The sequence below is a fragment of the Luteibacter yeojuensis genome (assembly GCF_000964085.1).
Taxonomy (GTDB): domain Bacteria; phylum Pseudomonadota; class Gammaproteobacteria; order Xanthomonadales; family Rhodanobacteraceae; genus Luteibacter; species Luteibacter yeojuensis_A.
In genome coordinates this window covers 39592-60734 of record NZ_JZRB01000006.1, presented here as the reverse complement: position 1 = coordinate 60734, position 21143 = coordinate 39592, and the positions used below count along the sequence as shown (strand labels likewise).

Below are 21143 nucleotides of genomic sequence, written 5' to 3'. Positions count from 1 at the left end.
TCAACCTTAACGGTATGCCACAGGTTTACCGTTCATTCGCCCCGCGCTGCCGTACGATGGGCGCAACCCCCAAGGAGTGTTTCCATGAGCGCAGCAGGACAGGGCAGCAGCGGCAACGTCATCGCGGCGGTCTGTAGCTTCTTCATCCCCGGCCTCGGCCAGCTGGTGCAGGGTCGCGTCTTCAAGGCGCTGATCATGTTCGTGCTCGCCGCGGTGCTGTGGATCGTGTGGCTGGGCTGGATCATCCACCTGTGGTCGATCGTCGACGCGGCGATGTTCCGCACGCGGGACTGAGTTCCTCCTCGTTGAGTAAATTCCCAGTCATTTTCAGAATTCTTCGATAGAAATGACCTGGCTCTGATCGTTACCTTGCGTGACTTCGCTGCTCGAAGTCACGCAAGGAACGCCTGGGATGAACCTCCTCTTCCGATCAGCCCTCGCGATCGTGCTTGGTGCATTCGCCGTCGCTGGCTGTGCGTACCTCTCCGGATACCTCGGAAGTCAAGGGTAGCCGCGGACCAAAATGCACTCCGCGGCGCGACGGATGAGGGTGATCAAATGAATGTTGGAACGATCGTATCGGCTGCCTTGGGTATCGCGCTATCGGGTGCAGCCACTGGTACGGATGCCTACACTCCGCTTGCGCGCGCCGAGGTTGTCACCGTGGCGAACGTAGCTCAAAGCGGCGAAGAATCCACCCATCTAGGCTTCGAGTACAAGAACATTTCTTCATTCGTTGAATTCAGGTGTCGCTTGCTGGGCGATGGGTGGTCTCCTGTGCCCAACCCGGATTGCCGTGAAGCTGTCGTCGGTGATGGTTATGAGAGCCTGTGCCGTAAATCGCCACAGCGAATCAGTTGCCGAGTGTGTTCTGTCGTCCCGGAGATCTTTCGAAGTACCGGTGATGGATATAGCTTGATGCGATACGTCAAGAATGGCACGCCACTAAGTGTCACCGTATACGGTGATATCAACGATATCGATGTGCCCGGTCAGTATGGTTTGGATGTCATTGGGTGGTCCTATGACGAGTCGCTGCAGCTCATGCTTATCGGCGAGGGTGGCGCGCCGTGACCGTCACACAGGCATTGAGCAACCCTCCGGCGGAGCAAAGCCTTCGGGATGAGCAGCAGTTCGATCAGCAGCGTGTAATAGACGCTGGGCAGCGTGCACAGGAATTGCAGCAGTCACAGGGTGCTTCGTTATCGATGTGAGGTGTTCGTGGGATGGAAAGAAAGGTTGGGACGCGTTGGGCAGTTTCTTGCATCAGCACGCTGCTTGCTCTGCGGAGCTCCGGGTAGCGGTGACATCGAGCTTTGCGTGGCGTGTGCCAACTCTCTGGCCCGGAACACGAGTCACTGCGAACGCTGCGCCCTGCCGCTGGCTCGCACGGCAACGCTGTGCGGTGATTGCCTGAAGGAAGAGCGACCCTGGCAGGTCGCGTGGGCGCCTTATCGATACGGCTTCCCCCTCGACGTGCTCGAAGCGCGCTTCAAGTTCGGCGGCAACCTCGTCGCGGGGAAGGTGCTGTCGCGGCAGTGGATCGCGGCTGGCGCGCCGCCCGCCTTGCCCGAGGTGGTGGTTCCCGTGCCTTTGCACGTATCGCGTTTGCGCTCGCGCGGATTCAACCAGGCGCTGGAACTGGTGAAGCCCGTGGCGCGGCATCTCGGCGTGCGCGTGGACCCACGCCTGCTGGCGCGCGTGCGGCGTACCGATGCGCAAAGCGAGCTGGACGCCGAGGCGCGGGCCCGCAACGTGCTTGGGGCGTTCGAAGCGCGCTTCGTCGAAGGCCTGCAGCACGTCGCCGTCGTCGATGATGTGATGACGACAGGCGCGACGTTGGCTGAGTGCGCGCTGGCGCTGCGCGCGGCCGGCGTGGCACGTGTCGACGTCTGGGCCCTGGCGCGGACGCCCAAGCCGGACTTCAAGCGCGCAGAAGCCACGCAACTGTAGGAGCCCACCCCGTGGGCGACATCTTCTGCCGCGACCTCTCACGCAAAAGGCTGTCGCCCACGGAGTGGGCTCCTACAAACCGCGGATTCCGCTAGTGGTTGAGGTATACGGGGTTGCCCAGCAGCAACAGCTTGCCTGCGGGGTCACGTACGTCGACGCGGTACCAGTGCGGTTTGCCGTCGCTTTTCCAGTCGAACGCCACGGCGCCATCGGCGCGGATGGGCCGGGTGCCGGCGCGCTTGCCATCCACGGTGGCGATGGCCTGCATGCCGTCGACGGCGTGGGTTTGCACGGCCAACTTCACCATCACGCCCCTGGCCGCTTCCAATGCATCGCCCATGTGCGCGACGGCGCCGCCGGCACTCGCCGCCACGTCCAGCATCCGGTCCTTCGTGCCTTCCGTGTCGATGAACACATGCCCCGCGCGAATGCCGTCGAGGATGCCGTCCATCGACAGCTCGCTGGCATGCACCACGGTGGTGGGGACGCCAATGACGCCGGCCAGCTCGTCGCGCGCGCCGTCGCTGCCGTCGTGGCTGTCGCCACCACCGATGCCGGTGATGCGGATGCCGGCGTCCAGTTGTTTCTCCCAGAACGGCAGGCCGGAATCAGCGCGGCCCGGGTCGCGGCCGTTGATGGCTTCGATGGCCTGGAAGCCGTGCATGTCGACCGGCTTCTTCGGCGTGAAGCCACAGCCCATGCAGGTCTCGTCGTTGGGGCGGCGCGGGTGGTTGATGGAGATGAGGCCGTGCGCCTTCGCCACGTCGGCGGTGAGCGCGTTCCAGTCGGGCACCGTGGCGCTGCCCACGCGGAAATCGAGCGGCCGCGCCACGCCGAACAGGTTGGCGTGGCCTTCGAACGTGGTGATCTCGCGCGCGGGGATCATCAGCATGGTGTCGAAGTACGGTTGCGCTTCGCGCATCTGCGATACCTGCGACATGGTGTTGTGCTCGGAGATCGCGATGAAATCGAGGCCGCGCTTCGCCGCGTTCGCCATGGTGAGGAACAGGGGGCAGGGCACCTTCGCGGTGCCGCTGGCATTGCTGCAGCTGCCGTCGCTGTGCGCGCTGTGCATGTGCAGGTCGCCGCGGTACCAGCCATCCGCCGTTTTCAGTGGCGCGGTGAGCCCATGCTCGGGGCCAAAGCCCTCGTCATCGCCCGAGAACCACACATCGGCCGTGAACGTGGCCGTGGAGGTGGGGCGGATGTTGGGGATGCCGAGCAGCAGGCGCCACGGGCCGGCCTGGATCTCGCCGGGGAGGAACGACGCGGTCGCATCGGTGGCCGACACCGTGAAGCGGCGCTTGCTGCCGCCGCTCCAGCCGCGGAAGCCATCCTGCGCCGCGAAGCCGCCGGGGCCGAGCAGGCCCAGGTCGATGGTGGTGCGCTGCTCGCGCCCGGTGTAGGTGACGTCGATGGTGATGCGCCGCGTGCCGGCGGGTACCTCGAAGGGCACCTCGCGGTAGGTGTGGTTGTCCTTGCCGGTGAGGTTGCCGCGGAGCACCACGTCGGGGGCGCGCTCCGCCGCGAACGTGGCGGCGGCGAAGCAGGCGAGGAACAGGGCGATGAGGGAGCGCATCAGAAGCGGTACATCGCGGCGGCGCGGAACGAACGGCCCAGGATCGGGCGCGCGATGAACGTGGTGGCACCCACGTCGTTGCTGGCCAGTTCGCCCGCGCGGGGGTTGCCTTCGGTAAGGCCCAGCGAGTTGAACAGGTTGTCGGCGTACAGGTACAGCGAAAGCTGCTGGGTGGCGTCGTAGCGGGCGCTGAAGTTCACCACGTGGTAGGCGGGCAGGCGCACCGAGTTGGCGGTATCCACGTAGCGCTTGCCTTCGTACTCGTACGAGAACTGCAGGCGCAGGCGGTTATCCAGCAGGTTCACGCCCGGCACGATGCGGTAGCTCACCCTGGGCACGCGGATCAGCTGGTTGTCTTCGTAATCACGCAGCACCGGGGCGTTGTTGACCACTTCGGTGTAGCGCAGGCCCTTGTACTTCGGCTGCTGCAGCGTGGCGTTGAACTGCACGTCGAACCATTTGACAGGGTACACGGTGCCCTCCAGCTCGAGGCCATACGTCTTCGTGTCAGCGTACCCCGTTTGCGGCGTGGAGGTATTGGTGTTCCGGTCGAACACGTAGTTCGAGAAGCCCACGTTGTTGTACTTGGTGTAAAACGCGGTGGCGTACATGTCCACGAGGCGGTCGCTGTACTTCCAGCCCGCCTCGCCCAGGTCCATGGTCTGCAGCACCGGGGTGGCCGTGGGGCTGGTGATATAGGTGCTGAGGTTGGGCAGGCGGAACGTGGAGGTCCAGCGGGCGAACAGGCCCTGGCGGGGCGAGAACTGCCAGTTCGCGCCTAGGGTCCAGCCCGTTTTGTCGAAGCTCTGGTCGTAATGGGTGAACTGGCCGTTGCCGGTCAGCACCTTCGCCGCCGCGGGCGAGCCGCCCAGGTCGACAGTGGCCTTGCCCTCGGTGTAGCCCTGCACGGTGACCTTCTCCCAGCGCGCGCCGCCGTCGATGCGCAGCTCGGGCGTCACCTGCCACTCGTCGGAGAGGTACACGGCGTTGGTGTTCGACTTGCCGCTGGCGTGTTCCCACTCGTAGCCGTAGCCGTAATAGCCGTGGTCGGTGAGCGAGCCGACCACGTTGCCGTTCGCGTCGACGCCCACGAGGTCGAGCAGGCGCGCGTTGTCGCGCACGTCCAGCAGCACCGTCGACGAGTAGCGGTCGAAATCCTGCTCGAAGTTCGCGTGGTAATAGCCCAGCGTCACATCGTGGCTTTGCTCGCCGAACTCGAACTTGCGCAGCACGCGCGTATCGTTGATGAACTCGTTCACCGGCATGGTCACGCCGCGGATGCCGCCGGTGACGACCAGGCCATTGCCGTTCTGGCCGTTGGTGTTGAACACCTGGACGGGGTTATCCACGTAGCGCAGCTGCAGCGCCGTGGCGCCGGGCACGAGGCCAAGGCGCCTGGCGCTGTCCTGGTCGATGATCGACTGCCCGGTGCCCACGGCGTTGGGGAATACGCCGTTGCGCTGCGTATCGGTGGTGCTGTAGCGCATGGCCTCGGCGAGCTTCCAGTCATCGCCCAGGTCGTGGTTGAACTTGAACGACACCTGCGTGCGCTTCACGTGCGTGCCTTCGCTGTTGTCGAAGTGGTACGTGCCGCCGCCGGCCTCGCGCATGTCGAGGTTCTCGGTCTCGGGGCCGGCCAGCGTGCCGTAGTTGCCATTGAAGCCGGGCGCGGGTCGGATATCGCCGTGCGAATCGGTATACATCGGTATGCCGAGGTACAGCGCCACCTTGTCATCCATGTGCTTCACGTCGAAGCTCACGTCGCCGTGCTCCAGCTGCTTCGACAATGTGGCGCGCAGCTGGCCGCCGTCGTCGGCGTGGAAGCCCGGGCGGCGCACGCCGTCGTCGACGCGCCAGAAGCCGCCCACGCCGAGTTTCCAGCCGCCGCCGATGGGCGTGCCGTACCAGAAGTCGAGGCGGTTGAGCGAGTAGTTGCCCACCGTGTACTTCACCAGGCCCTCGGCCGTATCGCCGACCTGGCGCGGGATGAAGTTGATCGCGCCCGCGGGCGCGTTGGAATAGAAGATCGACGACGGGCCGCCACGCACCACTTCCACTCGCTCAATGGTTTCGTCGAGGCGGAACGCCTGGTCGGCGTTGAGGTAGCCCAGCGCCGGGTCGTGCTGCACGGGGATGCCGTCTTCGAGCAGGTTCACCGAGCCGTAGCCATCCACCGGGATGCCGCGCGCGCGGATGTTGCCCGAGGCCTCGCCGCCACTGGATTCCACCCAGAAGCCCGGCACCGACTTCACCGCCTCGGTGACGCTCGTCGGCGCCTGCATGCGCAGGCGATCCTCGTCGATCGTGGTGATCGAATAGCTGGTTTCCGACTTGGTGCGGGTGTCGGTGCCCGAGCGGGCGGTGACGACGACATTGTCGAGGTCGGTGGCCTTCTTCTCGGGGGCGGCGTCCTGCGCATGGGCGGCGGCGGAAAACACGAACGCACCGACGATCGCCGCACGGAGCGCGCGGCTGAGGGGGGTGTCACGCATGATGGGGTCGAACTCCGGGATGGGTGCTGCACGTACCCACCCCGCCGCCCAGCAGGGGTTAGCCGGGGCGCCGGCCTCTCCCTGGGTACGCGACCCGAAAGAACTTATGGGTTAGCGGTGACGGACTCGTGCAGCGCATATGTCCGCCCGATGACGAAGGTGACGCGCGTCACAGTGCCAGGGCGACGACGATGCCTACCCAGAGCGCCAGGCCCACCCAGTTGTTGTGGCGGAACGCCGTGAGGCAGGCGTCGCGCGCACGGTCGCGCATGATCCACTGCTGGTAGCCGAACAGGCCCGCGGCCACCGCCAGCGCCGCCCAGTACGGCCAGCCCAGCGCACTGCGCGTACCCACCAGCAGCATGGCCAGCAGGAACGTGCCCATCAGCACGCCGATGATGACGAGGTCGGCGTCGGCGAACAGGATGGCCGTGGATTTCGCGCCGGCCTTCAGGTCTTCCTCGCGGTCGACCATGGCGTATTCGGTGTCGTAGATGACCGACCACAGGATGTTCGCGATGAACAGCAGCCACGCCACCGGCGGCACGTTGTTGGTCACCGCGGCGAAGGCCATGGGGATGGACCAGCCGAACGCTGCGCCAAGCACCACCTGGGGCAGGTTGGTGTAGCGCTTGGTGAAGGGATACAACGCCGCCAGGCCTGCGCCCGCGAACGAGAGCAGGATGGTGAGCGTGTTGGTGAACAGCACGAGGACGAACGAGAACACCAGCAGCGCCGCGAAGGCGACGAGCGCTTCCTTCGGCGTGATGCGGCCGCTCGCGATGGGGCGGCCCGCGGTACGCGCCACCTGTGGGTCGAGCTTGCGGTCGGCGTAATCGTTGATGGCGCAGCCGGCCGAGCGCATGGCGAAGACGCCGAGGGTGAAGATCACCAGCGGGCCCATCGGCGGGAAATCCTTCGCGGCCAGCCACAGCGCCCACCAGGTGGGCCACAGGAGCAGCAGGGCGCCGATAGGGCGGTCCATGCGGGTGAGCTGGAGGAACGCGTAGATCTTGTCGCGGCGGGCGGCCGGCGCGCCCCGCAGCAGGAAGGCGAGCACCTTCTCGGCGGTGGTCGATGCATCGGCCGGGCGCACGGGCGGCGGAGCCGTTGCGGCTGGCTTGCGCGCCATCGTGGGAATCTTGCGGCGGGGCGCGTTTTTCTTGGAAGCGGGGCTCATGGCCCCGAATTCTAACTGTGGGAACCGGCCTGTGGGGGCCTACCTGTGGGGCCTACTTATGGGGGCCACCGGTGGGGTCCATCTGTGGGAGCGCGCTTGCGCGCGATGGGCCTTGCCGCTAGCACCATCGCGCGCAAGCGCGCTCCCACATAATCCTTTCTAATCCCACAGTATCCTTTCTATTCCCACAGTTGTTTTTTACTTCGGCTCCGCCGGCTCGACCGGATCATCATTGACCGGCGGTTCCGGGTCCGCGTCTCGCTCCGGCCGGTAGCTGCCGGGCTGGCGGATCTCGTCTTCCGGCCGGTTCTTGCCCGGTTCGGCGAAGGGCGGCTGGGGGTTGGTCGGGGTGAGGGGCATGGTGGGGGCTCCACTCGGCTGGGTGAGCAGCCAACGTAGGTTCGGGTGGGTGAAGCCCCCGGGTACACCCCATGAAACCCTAGTCGACGAGGGCGTCCAGCCGTTCCAGTGTCTTTCGCACGCCGTGCTTTTCGAGGGCGTCCACGTAGATGTCGTACTGGCGGCGGAAGCGCTCGTCTTTCGCCGGTAGCGGCCCTACAAGCTCCACGCTTTCGATCAGCGTCTCCTTCGAGCCGCTATCGATCAGCGGCTGTACCAGGCGCATCGCGTTGGGTTCACGCAAGGGATACGTCGCGCCGTCGTCGTCCTTCCCCACGCGCACGTAGCGGTCGTACGCGGCCAAAAGGAACGCCAGGCGCCGCGCATCCTTGCCATTCTCCAGGCACGCCGTGATCGTCGGCCCGAGGAAGCCCGGGATCTTGGAGCCGCCGTCGAGGCACAGGCGGTCGAGCTGGTCGGCGATGGACTCGTTGCTGAATCGATCGAGCAGTTTCTTCTTGTACGGGCCGAGATCCATGCCGGGCAGCGACTTCAGCCACACGCCGGCATCGTCGTTGAGGAAGGCGGTGAGGTAGGCGTTGAACAGCGGATCTTTCACCGCCAGGTCGACGCGGCGGTGGCCGGAAAGGAAGGCCGGGTACGACAGCATCTGGTGCGAGCCGTTGAGCAGGCGGATCTTCGCGTCCTCGTACGGCGACACGTCGTCGACGATCTGCACGCCGTGGCGCTCCCACGCCGGCCGGCCATGGCGGAACTTGTCTTCGAGCACCCACTGGATGAAATCCTCGCAGACCACGGGCGCTTCGTCGGTGAGGCCGGTGGCCGCATTGAGTTCGTCGCGCACCGCTGGCGTGGTCGCGGGGGTGATGCGGTCGACCATGCCATTGGGGAAATCCACCTGCGCGTCGATCCAAGCGGCCAGCTCGGGCGAGCGTGCCTTCGCGAACGCGAGCACGGCCTTTTTCGCCTGCGCGCCGTTGTGGCGCAGGTTGTCGCACGACATGACGGTGAACGGTTCCACGCCCGCGGCGCGGCGCCGGGCCAGTGCACCGACGATGAAGCCAAAGGCACCCTTCGGTTCATCGGGGTGCTCGAGGTCATGCTTCACCGTGGCATCGTCGAGGCGGAACTGGCCGTGCTCGTCGATGAGGTAGCCGCCCTCGGTGATGGTCAGCGAGACGATGCGGATGGCCGGGTCGGCGAGGCGCTGCAACACCTTGGCGGCACCGTCGACGGGCGCGTAGAGGTACTCCACCATGGCGCCCACCACATGCGTGGTGCGCGTGCCGTGCGGGTCGAACTCACTCACGGAGTACAAACCCTGCTGCGCCTTGAAGGCGTCGGCCAGCGGCTTGTCGTGCTCGAGCAGGTTGATGCCGAGGATGCCCCACGATGCCATGTCGGGGTCGGTGAGCGTCAGGTTGGTGTAGATCGCCAGGTGGGCGCGGTGGAACGCGCCCACGCCGATGTGGGCGATGCCGGCGGTGACCTTGCCGCGATCGAACGGCGGTGCGTCGACACCCGGGGGGAGGCGATCGAGTTGGGACGGGGTAAGAGCCATGGGGGCCTTCTTAAGGGTGGTGGATGGCTTTGCCGGTGGCGTCGAACACGTAGGCATGGGTGAGGTCGACGCGGATGCAGATATCGCGGCCCGCGCGGCGCTCGAAGTCGCCATCGGCGCGCACGGTGATCGTGCCGAGCCCGGGCACGTCGACGTAGGCATAGGTTTCGCTGCCGAGCCGCTCGACGACGGTGAGCTTGCCCGCCAGGGTCTCGCCGGTGCCGTTGCCGTCCTCGCACACGCGCAGGTGCTCGGGGCGCACGCCCAGGGTCAGTTCGCCGCGCGCTTCGATCTGCGCAGGCAGGTGCAGCACGTTGCCGTTGGCCAGGCGCAGGTCGCCGCCTTCGGCCGTGGCGGCCATGAAGTTCATCTGCGGCATGCCGAGGAAGCCGGCCACGAACTTGTTCACCGGGCGGCGATACAACTCCAGCGGCGAGCCGATCTGTTCGATGCGGCCTTCGCTGAAGATGGCGATCTTGTCGGCCAGCGTCATGGCCTCGACCTGGTCGTGCGTCACGTAGATCATCGTTGCGTTCAGTTCCTGGTGCAGGCGCGCGATCTCCAGGCGCGTCTGCGCGCGCAGGGCGGCATCCAGGTTGGAGAGCGGCTCGTCGAACAGGAACACGCGCGGCTCGCGGGTGATGGCGCGGCCGATGGCGACGCGCTGCCGCTGGCCGCCGGAAAGCGCCGACGGCTTGCGGTCGAGGTAGGGCTCCAGGGCCAGGATCTTCGCCGCCTTCGCCACCTTCTCGTCGATGGCGAGCGGCTTGGCGCCGGCCAGCTTCAGCGCGAACGACATGTTCTCGCGCACGGTCATGTGCGGGTACAGCGCGTAGCTCTGGAACACCATGGCCAGGTCGCGCTTGTCGACGGCGCGGTCGGTGATGTCGTCCTTGTCGAGCAGGATCTGCCCTTCGTCGGCTTCCTCCAGGCCGGCGATGAGGCGCAGCGTGGTGGACTTGCCACAGCCCGAGGGGCCGAGGAACACGCAGAACTCGCGATCCTCCACCACGAGGTCGATGCCCTTGATGACATCGGTGCCCTCGAACGACTTGCGCAGCTTGCGGATTTCCAGACGGGACATGGGTCAGCTCCTATTTGACTGCGCCGAAGGTGAGGCCGCGGACCAGCTGGCGCTGCGACAGCCAGCCCAGCACCAGGATCGGTGCACAGGCCAGGGTCGAGACGGCCGACAGCTTGGCCCAGAACAGCCCCTCGGGGCTGGAGAACGAGGCCACCAGCGCGGTGAGTGGCGCGGCACTGGTGGTGGTGAGGTTGAGCGACCAGAACGCCTCGTTCCACGACAGGATGAGGCAGAGCAGCGCGGTGGAGGCGAGGCCGCCACGGCTGACGGGGATCAGCACGCGGAACATCGTCTGCCAGGTGCCCGCGCCATCCATGCGGGCCGCTTCGAGGATGTCGTACGGGATATCGCGGAAGTAGGTGTAGATCATCCACACCATGATCGGCAGGTTGATCAGCGCGAAGATGATGATCAGCGCGGTCTTCGAATCGAGCATGTTGAGGTCGCGGCTGATCAGGTAGATCGGCACCAGCACGCCCACGCCCGGCAGCATCTTGGTCGAGAGCATCCACAGCAGCACGTCCTTCGTCTTGCGCGTGGGGTGGTAGGCGAAGGCGTAGGCCGCCGGCACCGCGAGCAACATGCCGAGGACGGTGGCGCCGCCCGCGGTCACGATCGAGTTCCACGCGTAGTGCAGGTAGTTCGCGCGCGCCAGGATCTCCCTGTAGTTCTCCAGCGTCGGTGTGAACAGGAAATGCGGCGGCATGCTGAAGGCATCCAGCTCGCTCTTGAAGCTGGTGAGCACCATCCAAAGGATGGGGAAGAAGATGATGAGCGCGACGACCCACGAGGCGGTGATGCGCAGCAGGCGGGCGGCGTGGTTTGGTTTCTTGTTGGCCATGGTCGTGCCTCCCTTAGCGCTCGGTCAGCGATTTGCCGATCAGGCGGATGAGGAACACCGCCATGATGTTGGCCAGCACCACCGCCACCAGGCCACCGGCCGAGGCGGCGCCCACGTCGAACTCGAGCAGGGCCTGCGTATAGACCAGGTACGGGATGTTCGTCGTCGCATCGCCCGGGCCGCCGTTGGTAGTGACGAAGATCTCCGCAAACACGTTGAGCAGGAAGATCGCCTCCACCATCACCACCACGGCGATGGGCCGGGCAAGGTGGGGCAGGGTGAGGTAGCGGAAGATGGCGAGGCCGCGCGCGCCGTCCATGCGTGCCGCTTCGAGCTGCTCGCGGTCGAGCGATTGCAGCGCGGTGACGAAGATGAGGATGGCGAACGGCAGCCACTCCCATGAGACGACGACGATGACCGAGAGCAACGGCCAGTCGGCGAACCAGTTCACCGGCGTGGCGCCGAACAGCTTCCACACCCATGCGAGGAAACCCGAGACCGGGTTCATCAGCAGGTTCTTCCACACCAGCGCCGAGACGGTGGGCATGATGAAGAACGGCGAGATGAGCAGCATGCGGACGATGCCCTGGCCCGGGAAGGTCTCGTCCACCAGCACGGAGATGCCGATGCCGCCGACCACCGTGATGACGAGCACGCTGCCCACCAGCACGATGGTGTTGAGGATCGAGGTCCAGAAGCTGGGGTAATTGAAGAAGTAGCCGAAGTTCTCCAGCCCCACGAAGGCCGACTTACCGGGGTAGAGCAGGTTGTAGTACTGCGTGGAGAAGTACAGGGTCATCGCCAGCGGCACGATCATCCACAGCAGCAGCATGATGTTGGCGGGCTGCGCGAGGAGGCGCTCGGGGCGTTTGCGGACGCGCGCGTTCATGGCGTGGCCTCCTTCGAGATGACCGGCTTCTTGTCGTAGTAGCCAGCGCGCTTCATGGTGCGGTCCACCGCGCCCTGCGCCGTATGCAGCAGTTCATCGACATTGCCGCGGCCGGCCAGCGCGCCGGCGATCTGCCGGCCCACCAGGGTCGCCACCGCCTGGAACTCGGGGATGGAGACGATCTGGATACCCTTGTAGGGCACGGGCTTGAGCGTCGGGTGCGCGGGGTCCACGGCCTTCAGCGAATCGGCGGTGACCTGCGCGAACGGTGCGGCCTTGATGTACTCGTCATTGGTGTACGTGGATTCACGGGTGCCCGGCGGCGTGGCTTCGGCGCCGTATTTGTCGGCGACGAGCTTGAGGTAAGGCTTGGAGGTGGCCCACAGGATGAAGTCGCGCGCGGCATCGCCCTGCTTCGAACTGGCGGGGATCGCCAGCGACCACACCCAGAGCCATGACGAGCCCTTGTCGGTCACCTCGTGGGGCGAGCGCACGAAACCCACCTTGCCGGCCACCTGGCTTTCCTTCGGGTTCGAGACGGTGCCGCCGCCGACCGATGCATCCACCCACATCGCGCAGCGGCCGCCGGCGAACAGGGCGAGGTTTTCGTTGAAGCCGTTATCGGAGGGGCCAGGCGGACCGTAGTGCTTCAGCAGGTCGATGTAGAAGTTCACCGCCTTGTGCCACTCGGGCGTATCCACCTGCGGCTTCCAGTTCTCGTCGAACCAGCGGCCGCCCCAGCTGTTCACCATAGTGCCCAGCAGGGCCATGTTCTCGCCCCAGCCCGCCTTGCCGCGCAGGCAGATGCCGTAGACGCCGTGCGCGGGGTCGTGCAGCTTCTGGGCGAAGCCCTTGATCTGGTCCCACGTGGGTTGCTCGGGCATCGTCAGGTTCGCGCGGGCGAACAGGTCGGTGCGGAAGTAGGTGATGCTGGCCTCGGCATAGAACGGCACGGCATAGAGGTGGTTATCCACCGTCAGCTGCTCACGCACGTTCTTCAGCAGGTCGTCGGCATCGTAGTCGGCCGGCAGGTTGTCCAGTGGCTTCAGCCACTTCTGCGCGCCCCAAAGGGGTGCCTCGTAGGCGCCGATGGTGATGACGTCGAACTGGCCGCCGTGGGTGGCGATATCGGTGGTGAGCCGCTGGCGCAGCGTGTTCTCCTCGAGCACCACCCAGTTGAGATGCACGCCTGGGTGAGATTTTTCGTACTCGGATGAGAGCGCTTGCATGCGCACCATGTCGGCGTTGTTCACGGTGCCGATCGTGAGCGTGGTATCGGCCCAGGCCGCGCCGGGCGCCGCGCACGCAAGCGCCGCGGCACACCACCATCCCTTACCTACGTTGCTCATCGTTGCTCCCGATGCGGCGAGTCGTCGTGGATGAGGGTTATAGGCGTTAGGCGGCAATCGCCACCAATACGTGGCGCGTCGTTTTGCGGTGAAAATGCGTACTTTCTTGCGTCACGCCGCTTGCGGCGGCCCTTCGCGATGGCGTCGGGCTGCGCTTTGTGCTGCGTTGCAGCATGTCACGCCGGGCGCAACAAAGTACGTATCGCATTGGGGTTTTTCTGTTCGGCCCCGCCGCGGCGTGGCGCGGCGCGTCATCACAATTCAGCGGGCGCCTGGCGATGTCGCATCCGATACTCGCGCGGCGTCATGCCCGTGAGGGCCAGGAACCGCCGGTTGAAGTTGCTGAGGTTGCTGAAACCCACCTCGTAGCAGATCTCGGTGATGGCCTCGTGCGAGCCCACCAGCTTCTCGCAGGCACGCTGCACGCGCGTCTGGTTCACGTACTCGATGAAGCGGTAACCCGTGTGCTGGTGGAAGAAACGCGAGAATGCCGATTCGGACATCTCCAGGCGGCTTGCCACCGCTTTCAGCGACACATCGCCCGCGTGGTGGCGATCGATGAAAGCGACCGCGCGGTGCAGCTTCATCGACTGGCTGGGGTCGGCCGAGGCCTGGAACGGCCGGCTGCTGAGCGGGCGCCGCGTGCCGTCCTCTGCAAGCGCTTCCACTAGTTCGAAGAAGCTGGCCACGCGGCGGAGCCCGGGGTAATCCGATACCCGGCGGAAATAGGGTTCCAGCGCGCGCCCCAGGTCGGACGAGAACACGATGCCGTGGCGCGCTTCTTCAAGCAGCAGCGATTTCACGTGTTTCGCCGAGGGAAAGAACTCGATGCAGCGGCGCACGAAGGCTTCGGAGAACAGGATGACGCGATCGCGCAGCGCGGCCGGTTCGCATGCCTCGTCGGTCACCCAGTTGTGCGGCACGTTGGGGCCGGTAAGCATCAGCGTGTAGGGCGCGAAGCGGCCTTCATAGTCACCGACGTACGCCGTGCCCTCGGTGGCGACGATGAGGTGCAGCTCGTACGCGGGGTGGTAGTGCCAGCGGATGAGCCGGCTGCGCGAGCCGTGTTCGAGGTAGTGGATGGCCGGGCCATCCGACAGGCCCAGCAGATCCTGCTCGCGGCCCAGCGCCGAGGTATCGGCGAGCGGCGGCGGCAGCGAGAGGGCGGCTCGACGGTTCATCTGGCCGAGCGTACTCTTTCCGGTTGTCATTCACCATGGAGACCCTCCCATGAAGATCCTGATCGTTGGCGCCGGCGGCACGCTGGGCCGGGCCGTGGCGGCCGAGCTCGGCCAGCGCCACGAGATCATCCGCGCCGGCCGCGCCAGCGGCGATGTGCAGGTCGATCTGCGCGACAGCAAGAGCATCGAGGCGATGTATGCAAAGGTGGGCGAACTCGACGCCGTCGTCTGCACCGCGGGCAAGGTGCCGTTCGCACCGCTGGGCGAGCTCACCGAAGAGAAATACCTCGACGGCCTGAACGACAAGCTGCTCGGCCAGGTGCGCCTGGTGCAGGCTGGCATGGACAAGCTGCGTGATGAAGGCTCCTTCACGCTTATCACGGGCATCCTCACCGAACAGCCGATCCTCGCGGGTGCCTGCGCCAGCATGGCCAACGGCGCGGTTGAAGCCTACGCGCGTGCCGCGGCCATCGAACTGCCACGTGGCCTGCGTATCAACGTCGTCAGCCCGACGGTGCTGGTCGAGTCGATGGAAGGCTATGGCCCGTTCTTCCGCGGCTTCGAGCCGGTGCCGGCCGCGCGCGCGGCGCTGGCCTTCTCGCGCTCCGTCGAGGGGCTGCAAACCGGCCAGGTCTACAAGATCTGGTAATCACCCCGCTGGTGTAGGAGCCCACCCCGTGGGCGACAGCTCTTCGCGAAAAGCTGTCGCCCACGGGGTGGGCTCCTACATGAGGGTGTAACCCGTTGGGGTGCTGCGGCGAATTCCTGTGTACGCTCCACAGGAACCCGCCATGCGCCTCATCCGCTTCGCTGTGTCACCCCTGCCGCTGCCCGCCGGCTGGCATGCACTCCCGCTTCGCCTCATCGTGGGCTTCGGCTTCATGGAGCACGGCTACGCCAAGCTGTCGCGCGGCGCCGGTGATTTCATCGGCATCCTGCACGCCATGGGCCTGCCCCATGCCGAACTGCTCGGCTGGGCCACCATCCTCGTCGAGCTCGGTGGCGGCCTCATGGTGCTCTTGGGTGCCCTGCTGCCGCTGGTGAGCGTCCCGATGATCGTCGTGTTGCTTGTCGCCATCATCACCGTGCACCTGCCCAATGGCTTCAGCTCGATCAAGCTGCAGGGCTTCGACGCGATGGGCGCGCACTTCGGGCAGCCGGGGTATGAAACCGATCTGCTTTACCTCGCTGGCTTGATCGCGCTGTGCATCGGCGGTGCCGGGCCGCTTTCGATCGATAAATGGCTGTCTCATGTAGGAGCCCACCCCGTGGGCGACAGCTCTTCGCGAAAAGCTGTCGCCCACGGAGTGGGCTCCTACAACGAGGGCTAAGCCGCGACGAGCGGCCGCTCTATGGCCGCGATGCCGCTGCGCGCGTGGTCGGCCACGTCACCGGCCAGGCGCAGTGCGTCGAGGAAGGCATCCACTTCGTCGGCGCGGCCGGTGTACTCGACGACGGATTGCCCGCCTTCGCGCTGCAGCAGGCGGCCGCCGAAGCGGCCGAGGCAGGTATCCACCGCATCGCCGCCGGCTTCCACGCGTGCCACCAGCAGCTCGCGCTCCACGTGCACCTTGCGGGTGAGCTCACCGATCTCGATGACATCCACTAGCTTGGCGGACTGCTTGATGATCTGCTCCACCACCGCATCGTCGCCGAACACCACGAGGGTGAGGCGCGACATATCCTCGTCGTGCGTGGCGGCCACGGTGAGCGATTCGATGTTGTACCCGCGCGACGCGAACAGGCCGGCAACGCGCGCCAGCGCGCCGGCTTCGTTCTGCAGCAGGATGGAAATGGTGTGCCGCATGGTCAGAACATCCCCGTGGGCTGGCCCGTCGGCGCAACGGGTGCGCTGCGGCTGGCGATCCAGTCACCGGTGATCATCTCGGCATACGTGGCGCCCGGGCCCACCATCGGGTAGACGCCGGCATCGGGGTCGATCACCACTTCGAGGAACGCCGGGCCGTCGAAGGCCAGGAAGTCCGCGATGGTGGCCTCGATGGCCTTGGGGTCGTCGAGGCGCCGCGCCCACTCGAAGCCATCGGCCTGCGCGGCGCGGACGAAATCCTTCTTGTGCAGGCTTTTGTCCGAGGCGGAGAAGCGGCCCTTGAAGAACAGCTTCTGCCATTGCCGCACCATGCCGTCGCCGCTGTTGTTCAGCACCACCACCTTCACGGGCAGGCCGTAGGTGGTGACGGTCTCCAGCTCGCCGATGTTCATGCGGATGCTGGCATCGCCGTCGATGTCGATGACGGTGAGGTCGCGGCGGGCGAACTGCGCGCCGATGGCGGCGGGCAGGCCGAAGCCCATCGTGCCCATGGAGCCGGAGGTGAGCCAGTGGCGCGGCTCGCGGAAATCGAAGTACTGGGCGGCCCACATCTGGTGCTGGCCCACGCCCGTGCTGATGATGGCGCGGCCGTTGGTGATGCGGTTGATGGCCTCGAGCACGGCGCACGGCTGGATCGTGTCGCCATCGCGGCAGAAGTCCATCTTGTGGTCGCGCTTCAGGGCGGCCACATGGGCGTGCCATGCGGAGAGATCCTTGCGGAAGCCCTTGCGCGCACCGTAGGCCAGCAGGCGGTCCAGCGTGGTGTCGAGCGAGCCGACATGGTGCCAGTCCACCGCCTTCACCTTGCCGATCTCGGCGGGGTCGATGTCCACCTGGGCAATGGCCTTCGCACGCGGTGCGAACTGGTCGGGCACGCCCACCACGCGGTCGTCGAAACGCGCGCCCAGGGCGATCACGAAGTCGCAATCGTCCATGGCGTAGTTGGCGTAGGCGGCCCCGTGCATGCCCAGCATGTGCAGCGCCAGCGGGTCGGTGGTGTCGAAGCCACCAATACCCATCAGGGTGGTGACGACGGGGATGCCAAAGGCATGGGCGAACTCGCGCAGCGGGCCGGCGGCACCGGCGGCGACGATGCCGCCACCGGCGTAGATGAGCGGGCGCTCGGCGGCGGCCAGCTGGGCGAAGAAGGCGGCGCAGTGCTCGTCATCCAGCGTCGCCGACTCGACGGCACGCAGGCGCGTGCGGTAGCCGCGCACGGGCAGCTCGCGGCTGCCTTCGAAGGTGAGCGGGGCGTTCTGCACATCCTTGGGGATATCGATGACGACGGGGCCGGGGCGGCCGCTGCGGGCGATGTGGAACGCGGTGCGCAGCGTCGCTTCCAGCGTGGACGCATCGGTGACGAGGAACACGTGCTTCGCGCACGAGCCCATGATCTGGCTGATGGGGGCTTCCTGGAACGCATCCGTACCGATGGCGCCCGTGGGCACCTGCCCGCTGATCACCACCAGCGGGATGGAGTCGGCCATGGAATCGCGCACGGGTGTCACGGCATTGGTGGCACCGGGGCCCGAGGTGACAAGTGCCACGCCCACGCGGCCCGAGGCACGCGCGTAGCCGGCGGCCATGAAGCACGCGCCCTGTTCGTTGGCGGGCACGATGAGCGGCAGCGGCTCGCTGCCGTCGTCGCCGGCATGCTCGGCGTTGTAACGGAATACCGCGTCATAGACAGGAAGGATGGCGCCGCCGGAATAACCGAAAAGTACATCGAGGCCTTCGTCGGCAAGGACCTGCACGACGATGTCGGCGCCGGTCATGGCGCGCCCGGCCAGGGGGTGCTTCGAGGTGGTGCGGCGAATGTCGCCGACGGTATCCAGTTGCGCGTTCACTTGGGTTTCCCTTGTTTGGCGAGGGCCTTTGTAGGAGCCCACGCGGTGGGCGATGCCTTCGCGATATCGCGACAGGATGTCGCCCACGGGGTGGGCTCCTACCGGGCTGCGGCTTGGGTCAGGCGGTCTTGGTGGGTTCCCCGGCGGGCTTGGGCTGGTTCGCGGCCAGCCAGGGCATGCGGGCACGAAGCTGGGCGCCCACCTTTTCGATCGGGTGCTCGAGGTCGCGCTGCTTGAACGCCTTGTAGTTCGGCAGGCCCGCCTTGTATTCCTCGGTCCACTCGCGGGCGAACGTGCCGTCCTGGATATCCTTCAGCACGGCCTTCATGCGCTCCTTGGTGCCTTCGTCCACCACGCGGGGGCCGCGGGTGTAGTCGCCGTACTGCGCGGTCTCGGAGATGAACTCAAGCATGCGGGCGATGCCGCCTTCGTAGAACAGGTCGACGATGAGCTTCAGCTCGTGCATCACTTCGTAGTAGGCGATCTCCGGGCGGTAGCCGGCTTCCACCAGCGTTTCGAAACCCTTGATCACCAGCTCGGAGGCACCGCCGCACAGGACGGCCTGCTCCCCAAACAGATCGGTCTCGGTCTCTTCCTTGAAGTCGGTTTCGATCAGCATGGCGCGTGCGCCGCCGATGCCCGCGGCATACGCCGTGGCCTTGTCGGTGGCATCGCCGGTTGCGTCCTGGTGCACCGCGAACAGGCAGGGCACGCCACGGCCGATCTCATACTCGCGGCGGACAAGCGCGCCCGGGCCCTTCGGCGCAACCAGCACGACATTGATGTCGGCGCGCGGGGTGATCTGGCCGAAGTGCACGTTGAAGCCGTGCGCGAAGAGCAACGTGGCGCCCGGCTTGATGTTCGCCTCGATGGCGTCCTTGTAGATGCCCGGCTGGGTCATGTCCGGCGTCAGCACGGCGACGAGGTCGGCGCCACGCACGGCGTCGGCGGGTTCCGCCACGGCGAAGCCGTCGACATACGCGCGGTTCCACGAAGGGCCGCCGGGGCGCAGGCCCACGACCACGTCGAGGCCGGAATCCTTCAGGTTCAGCGCATGCGCGCGGCCCTGGCTGCCGTAACCCAGCACGGCGATGCGCGCGTTCTGCAGCGGGGCGGTGGTGGCTTGCTTGTCGGTCATGATCGTTTCCTTCAGGTCGAAAGGGCAGGTTTTTTGTAGGAGCCCACCCTGTGGGCGACAGCGTTTCGCGAGGAGATGTCGCCCACGGGTGTGGGCTCCTACATGGGGCGTGGGTTAGTTACCGATGAGTTCCTGGGTCAGGTCTTCGTCTTCGATCTCGCGGCGTACGCGCGGGCTGGTGGCGGGCGAGTCATCGAACGCCTGGGTGACGGCGCCTTCCGCGGCGGAGCCGACGAGGCGGGCATATTTCGCCAGCACGCCGCGCGTGACCTTCGGCGGTTCCGGGCGCCAGGCGGCGCGGCGGGATGCCAGGTCCGCGTCGGTGCGCAGCTCGCGCGTGCTGGCGTCGATGAAGATGGCATCGCCTTCGCGGAGCAGGCCGATGGGGCCGCCGCGCGCCGCTTCCGGCGCGATGTGGCCGACCATGAAGCCGTGCGTGGCACCACTGAAACGGCCATCGGTGATCAATGCCACGTCGTTGCCCAGGCCGCGGCCCACCAGGGCGGCGGTGACGGCCAGCATCTCGCGCATGCCAGGGCCGCCGGCGGGGCCTTCGTTGCGGATGACCATGACATCGCCGGCGCGGATGCGCCCGCCCTGCACGGCGGCGAAGGCCTCTTCCTCGCTCTCGAACACGCGCGCAGGGCCGGCATGGCTCGAACGGCCGTGGCCGGCCAGCTTCAGGATGCAGCCCTCGGGCGAGAGGTTGCCGTAGAGGATGCTGTAACCGCCGCGCGGCTTGAACGCATCGGCGACCGGGCGCACCACCACCTGGCCCTCGGTGGCCGCGGGCGCGGCGTCGAGTTCGGCGAACATCGTCCGGCCGGTGACCGTGTCGGTGTCCTTCAGCATGCCGGCCTTGCGCAGTTCCTGCGCCACGATGGCGACGCCACCGGCGGCGGACATCTCCACCGCGCTGAAGCGGCCGCCCGGCATCAGGTCGGCGATGACCGGCGTGTGCTTCGACGCGGGCTCGAAGTCCTCGATGGAAAGCGGCACGCGCGCTTCGTTGGCGATGGCCAGCAGGTGCAGCACGGCGTTGGTCGAACCGGCGGTGGCCGCGACGACGCGCGTGGCGTTGTCGAAGGCGTCGCGGGTCATCACATCGCGCGGCTTGCGGTCGGTGTTGAGGCAATCCATCACCAGCTCACCGCACTTGCGCGCGGCATCGAGCTTCGACGGATGCGTGGCAGGGATGTCGTTGAAGCCCATCGGCGTGAGGCCGAGCATGGTCAGCACCATGGCCATGGTGTTGGCGGTGTACTGGCCGCCGCAGGCACCGGCACCCGGGCACGCATGGCGCTCGACATCGTCCAGCTCTTCATCGCTGATCTTGCCGGCGCCATGGGCACCCACCGCCTCGAAGACGTTCTGCACGGTGATGGCGCAGCCATTGCGGCTGCCATGGTCGATGCTGCCGCCATACAGGGCCACGCCCGGGATGTTCAGCCGGGCCAGCGCCATCGCGGCGGCGGGGATCGTCTTGTCGCAGCCGCACAGCACCACCATCGCGTCGAGGCAGTGGCCGTCCACGGCCAGCTCGATCGAATCGGTGATGACCTCGCGGCTCACCAGCGACGAGCGCATGCCCGTCGTGCCCATGGCGATGCCGTCGGTCACCGCGATGGTGTTGAATTCCACCGGCGTGCCACCGGCGGCGCGGACGCCTTCGGCGGCGGCTTCGGCCAGCTCGCGCAGGTTGAGGTTGCAGGGCGAGACATTCGACCAGCTGTGCACGATGGCAACCATCGGCCGTGCGATGGCGTCATCGTCCAGGCCCGTCGCGCGCAGCATGGCGCGTGCCGGGGCGCGGTCGGGGCCCGTCTTGATCGCATCGCTGCGCAGGGTGCGGATGGGGATC

General features: G+C 66.5%; 19 protein-coding genes. 5 read left to right on the top strand and 14 right to left on the bottom strand.

The window, feature by feature from the left end:
• The first annotated feature begins 84 nt into the window (after nt 1-84).
• The 3 genes from VI08_RS03770 (at nt 85) to VI08_RS03765 (ending at nt 1953) form a co-directional block, all read left to right on the top strand.
• On the top strand, nt 85-294 hold the full coding sequence (locus VI08_RS03770; protein ID WP_045828211.1) for a hypothetical protein: 210 nt from the start codon (nt 85-87) through the stop codon (nt 292-294).
• A 264-nt stretch (nt 295-558) separates the two neighbouring features.
• Complete coding sequence (locus VI08_RS21620) at nt 559-1074, top strand: hypothetical protein (RefSeq protein WP_157006310.1); 516 nt, start codon at nt 559-561, stop codon at nt 1072-1074.
• 93 nt (nt 1075-1167) lie between these two features.
• Nucleotides 1168-1953 (top strand): ComF family protein, encoded by a 786-nt coding sequence (locus tag VI08_RS03765; RefSeq protein ID WP_428992126.1) that lies wholly within the window; start codon nt 1168-1170, stop codon nt 1951-1953.
• A 91-nt stretch (nt 1954-2044) separates the two neighbouring features.
• Here the strand turns inward: VI08_RS03765 and VI08_RS03760 are convergent, their stop codons facing one another.
• The 10 genes from VI08_RS03760 to VI08_RS03720 all read right to left on the bottom strand — a co-directional run bounded on the left by VI08_RS03760 (nt 2045) and on the right by VI08_RS03720 (nt 14469).
• On the bottom strand, nt 2045-3532 hold the full coding sequence (locus VI08_RS03760; RefSeq protein WP_045828209.1) for a CehA/McbA family metallohydrolase: 1488 nt from the start codon (nt 3530-3532) through the stop codon (nt 2045-2047).
• Complete coding sequence (locus VI08_RS03755; protein WP_045828208.1) at nt 3532-6024, bottom strand: TonB-dependent receptor; 2493 nt, start codon at nt 6022-6024, stop codon at nt 3532-3534. Before VI08_RS03755 ends, VI08_RS03760 begins: the two co-directional genes overlap by 1 nt.
• Before the next feature lie 169 nt (nt 6025-6193).
• Nucleotides 6194-7120 (bottom strand): 4-hydroxybenzoate octaprenyltransferase, encoded by a 927-nt coding sequence (gene ubiA, locus VI08_RS03750; RefSeq protein ID WP_045828207.1) that lies wholly within the window; start codon nt 7118-7120, stop codon nt 6194-6196.
• A gap of 282 nt (nt 7121-7402) precedes the next feature.
• Complete coding sequence (locus tag VI08_RS21615; protein WP_157006306.1) at nt 7403-7564, bottom strand: hypothetical protein; 162 nt, start codon at nt 7562-7564, stop codon at nt 7403-7405.
• A gap of 79 nt (nt 7565-7643) precedes the next feature.
• Nucleotides 7644-9125 carry a mannitol dehydrogenase family protein gene (locus VI08_RS03745; RefSeq protein WP_045828206.1) on the bottom strand — a complete coding sequence of 494 codons (1482 nt, stop codon included), beginning with the start codon at nt 9123-9125 and terminating at the stop codon, nt 7644-7646.
• Between the two features lie 10 nt (nt 9126-9135).
• Complete coding sequence (locus VI08_RS03740) at nt 9136-10209, bottom strand: ABC transporter ATP-binding protein (RefSeq protein WP_045828205.1); 1074 nt, start codon at nt 10207-10209, stop codon at nt 9136-9138.
• Nucleotides 10210-10219: 10 nt separating this feature from the next.
• The gene (locus tag VI08_RS03735) at nt 10220-11050 is read right to left on the bottom strand and encodes a carbohydrate ABC transporter permease (protein WP_045828204.1); all 831 of its coding nucleotides are present in this window, start codon (nt 11048-11050) and stop codon (nt 10220-10222) included.
• A gap of 13 nt (nt 11051-11063) precedes the next feature.
• A complete protein-coding gene (locus VI08_RS03730) occupies nt 11064-11939 on the bottom strand; it encodes a carbohydrate ABC transporter permease (protein ID WP_045828203.1) in 876 nt (291 codons plus the stop codon).
• Nucleotides 11936-13288 (bottom strand): ABC transporter substrate-binding protein, encoded by a 1353-nt coding sequence (locus VI08_RS03725; RefSeq protein ID WP_045828202.1) that lies wholly within the window; start codon nt 13286-13288, stop codon nt 11936-11938. Before VI08_RS03725 ends, VI08_RS03730 begins: the two co-directional genes overlap by 4 nt.
• Before the next feature lie 254 nt (nt 13289-13542).
• Nucleotides 13543-14469, bottom strand: a complete 927-nt coding sequence (locus tag VI08_RS03720; RefSeq protein ID WP_052697674.1) for a helix-turn-helix domain-containing protein — start codon at nt 14467-14469, stop codon at nt 13543-13545.
• A 49-nt stretch (nt 14470-14518) separates the two neighbouring features.
• On the opposite strand from VI08_RS03720, the gene VI08_RS03715 reads away from it, so the two are divergent.
• Together VI08_RS03715 and VI08_RS03710 are read left to right on the top strand one after the other, a co-directional pair.
• Complete coding sequence (locus tag VI08_RS03715) at nt 14519-15118, top strand: short chain dehydrogenase (RefSeq protein ID WP_045828201.1); 600 nt, start codon at nt 14519-14521, stop codon at nt 15116-15118.
• Nucleotides 15119-15260: 142 nt separating this feature from the next.
• Complete coding sequence (locus VI08_RS03710) at nt 15261-15800, top strand: DoxX family protein (RefSeq protein WP_084621231.1); 540 nt, start codon at nt 15261-15263, stop codon at nt 15798-15800.
• On the opposite strand, the gene ilvN is transcribed toward VI08_RS03710, so the two are convergent.
• The 4 genes from ilvN to ilvD form a co-directional block, all read right to left on the bottom strand.
• The gene (gene ilvN / locus VI08_RS03705) at nt 15797-16276 is read right to left on the bottom strand and encodes an acetolactate synthase small subunit (RefSeq protein ID WP_045828200.1); all 480 of its coding nucleotides are present in this window, start codon (nt 16274-16276) and stop codon (nt 15797-15799) included. The genes VI08_RS03710 and ilvN overlap by 4 nt on opposite strands.
• 2 nt (nt 16277-16278) lie before the next feature.
• On the bottom strand, nt 16279-18072 hold the full coding sequence (gene ilvB, locus VI08_RS03700) for a biosynthetic-type acetolactate synthase large subunit (RefSeq protein WP_084621238.1): 1794 nt from the start codon (nt 18070-18072) through the stop codon (nt 16279-16281).
• Between the two features lie 190 nt (nt 18073-18262).
• On the bottom strand, nt 18263-19282 hold the full coding sequence (ilvC, locus tag VI08_RS03695; protein ID WP_045828199.1) for a ketol-acid reductoisomerase: 1020 nt from the start codon (nt 19280-19282) through the stop codon (nt 18263-18265).
• A 114-nt stretch (nt 19283-19396) separates the two neighbouring features.
• Nucleotides 19397-21127 (bottom strand): dihydroxy-acid dehydratase, encoded by a 1731-nt coding sequence (ilvD, locus tag VI08_RS03690; protein WP_045828222.1) that lies wholly within the window; start codon nt 21125-21127, stop codon nt 19397-19399.
• Nucleotides 21128-21143 lie beyond the last annotated feature (16 nt).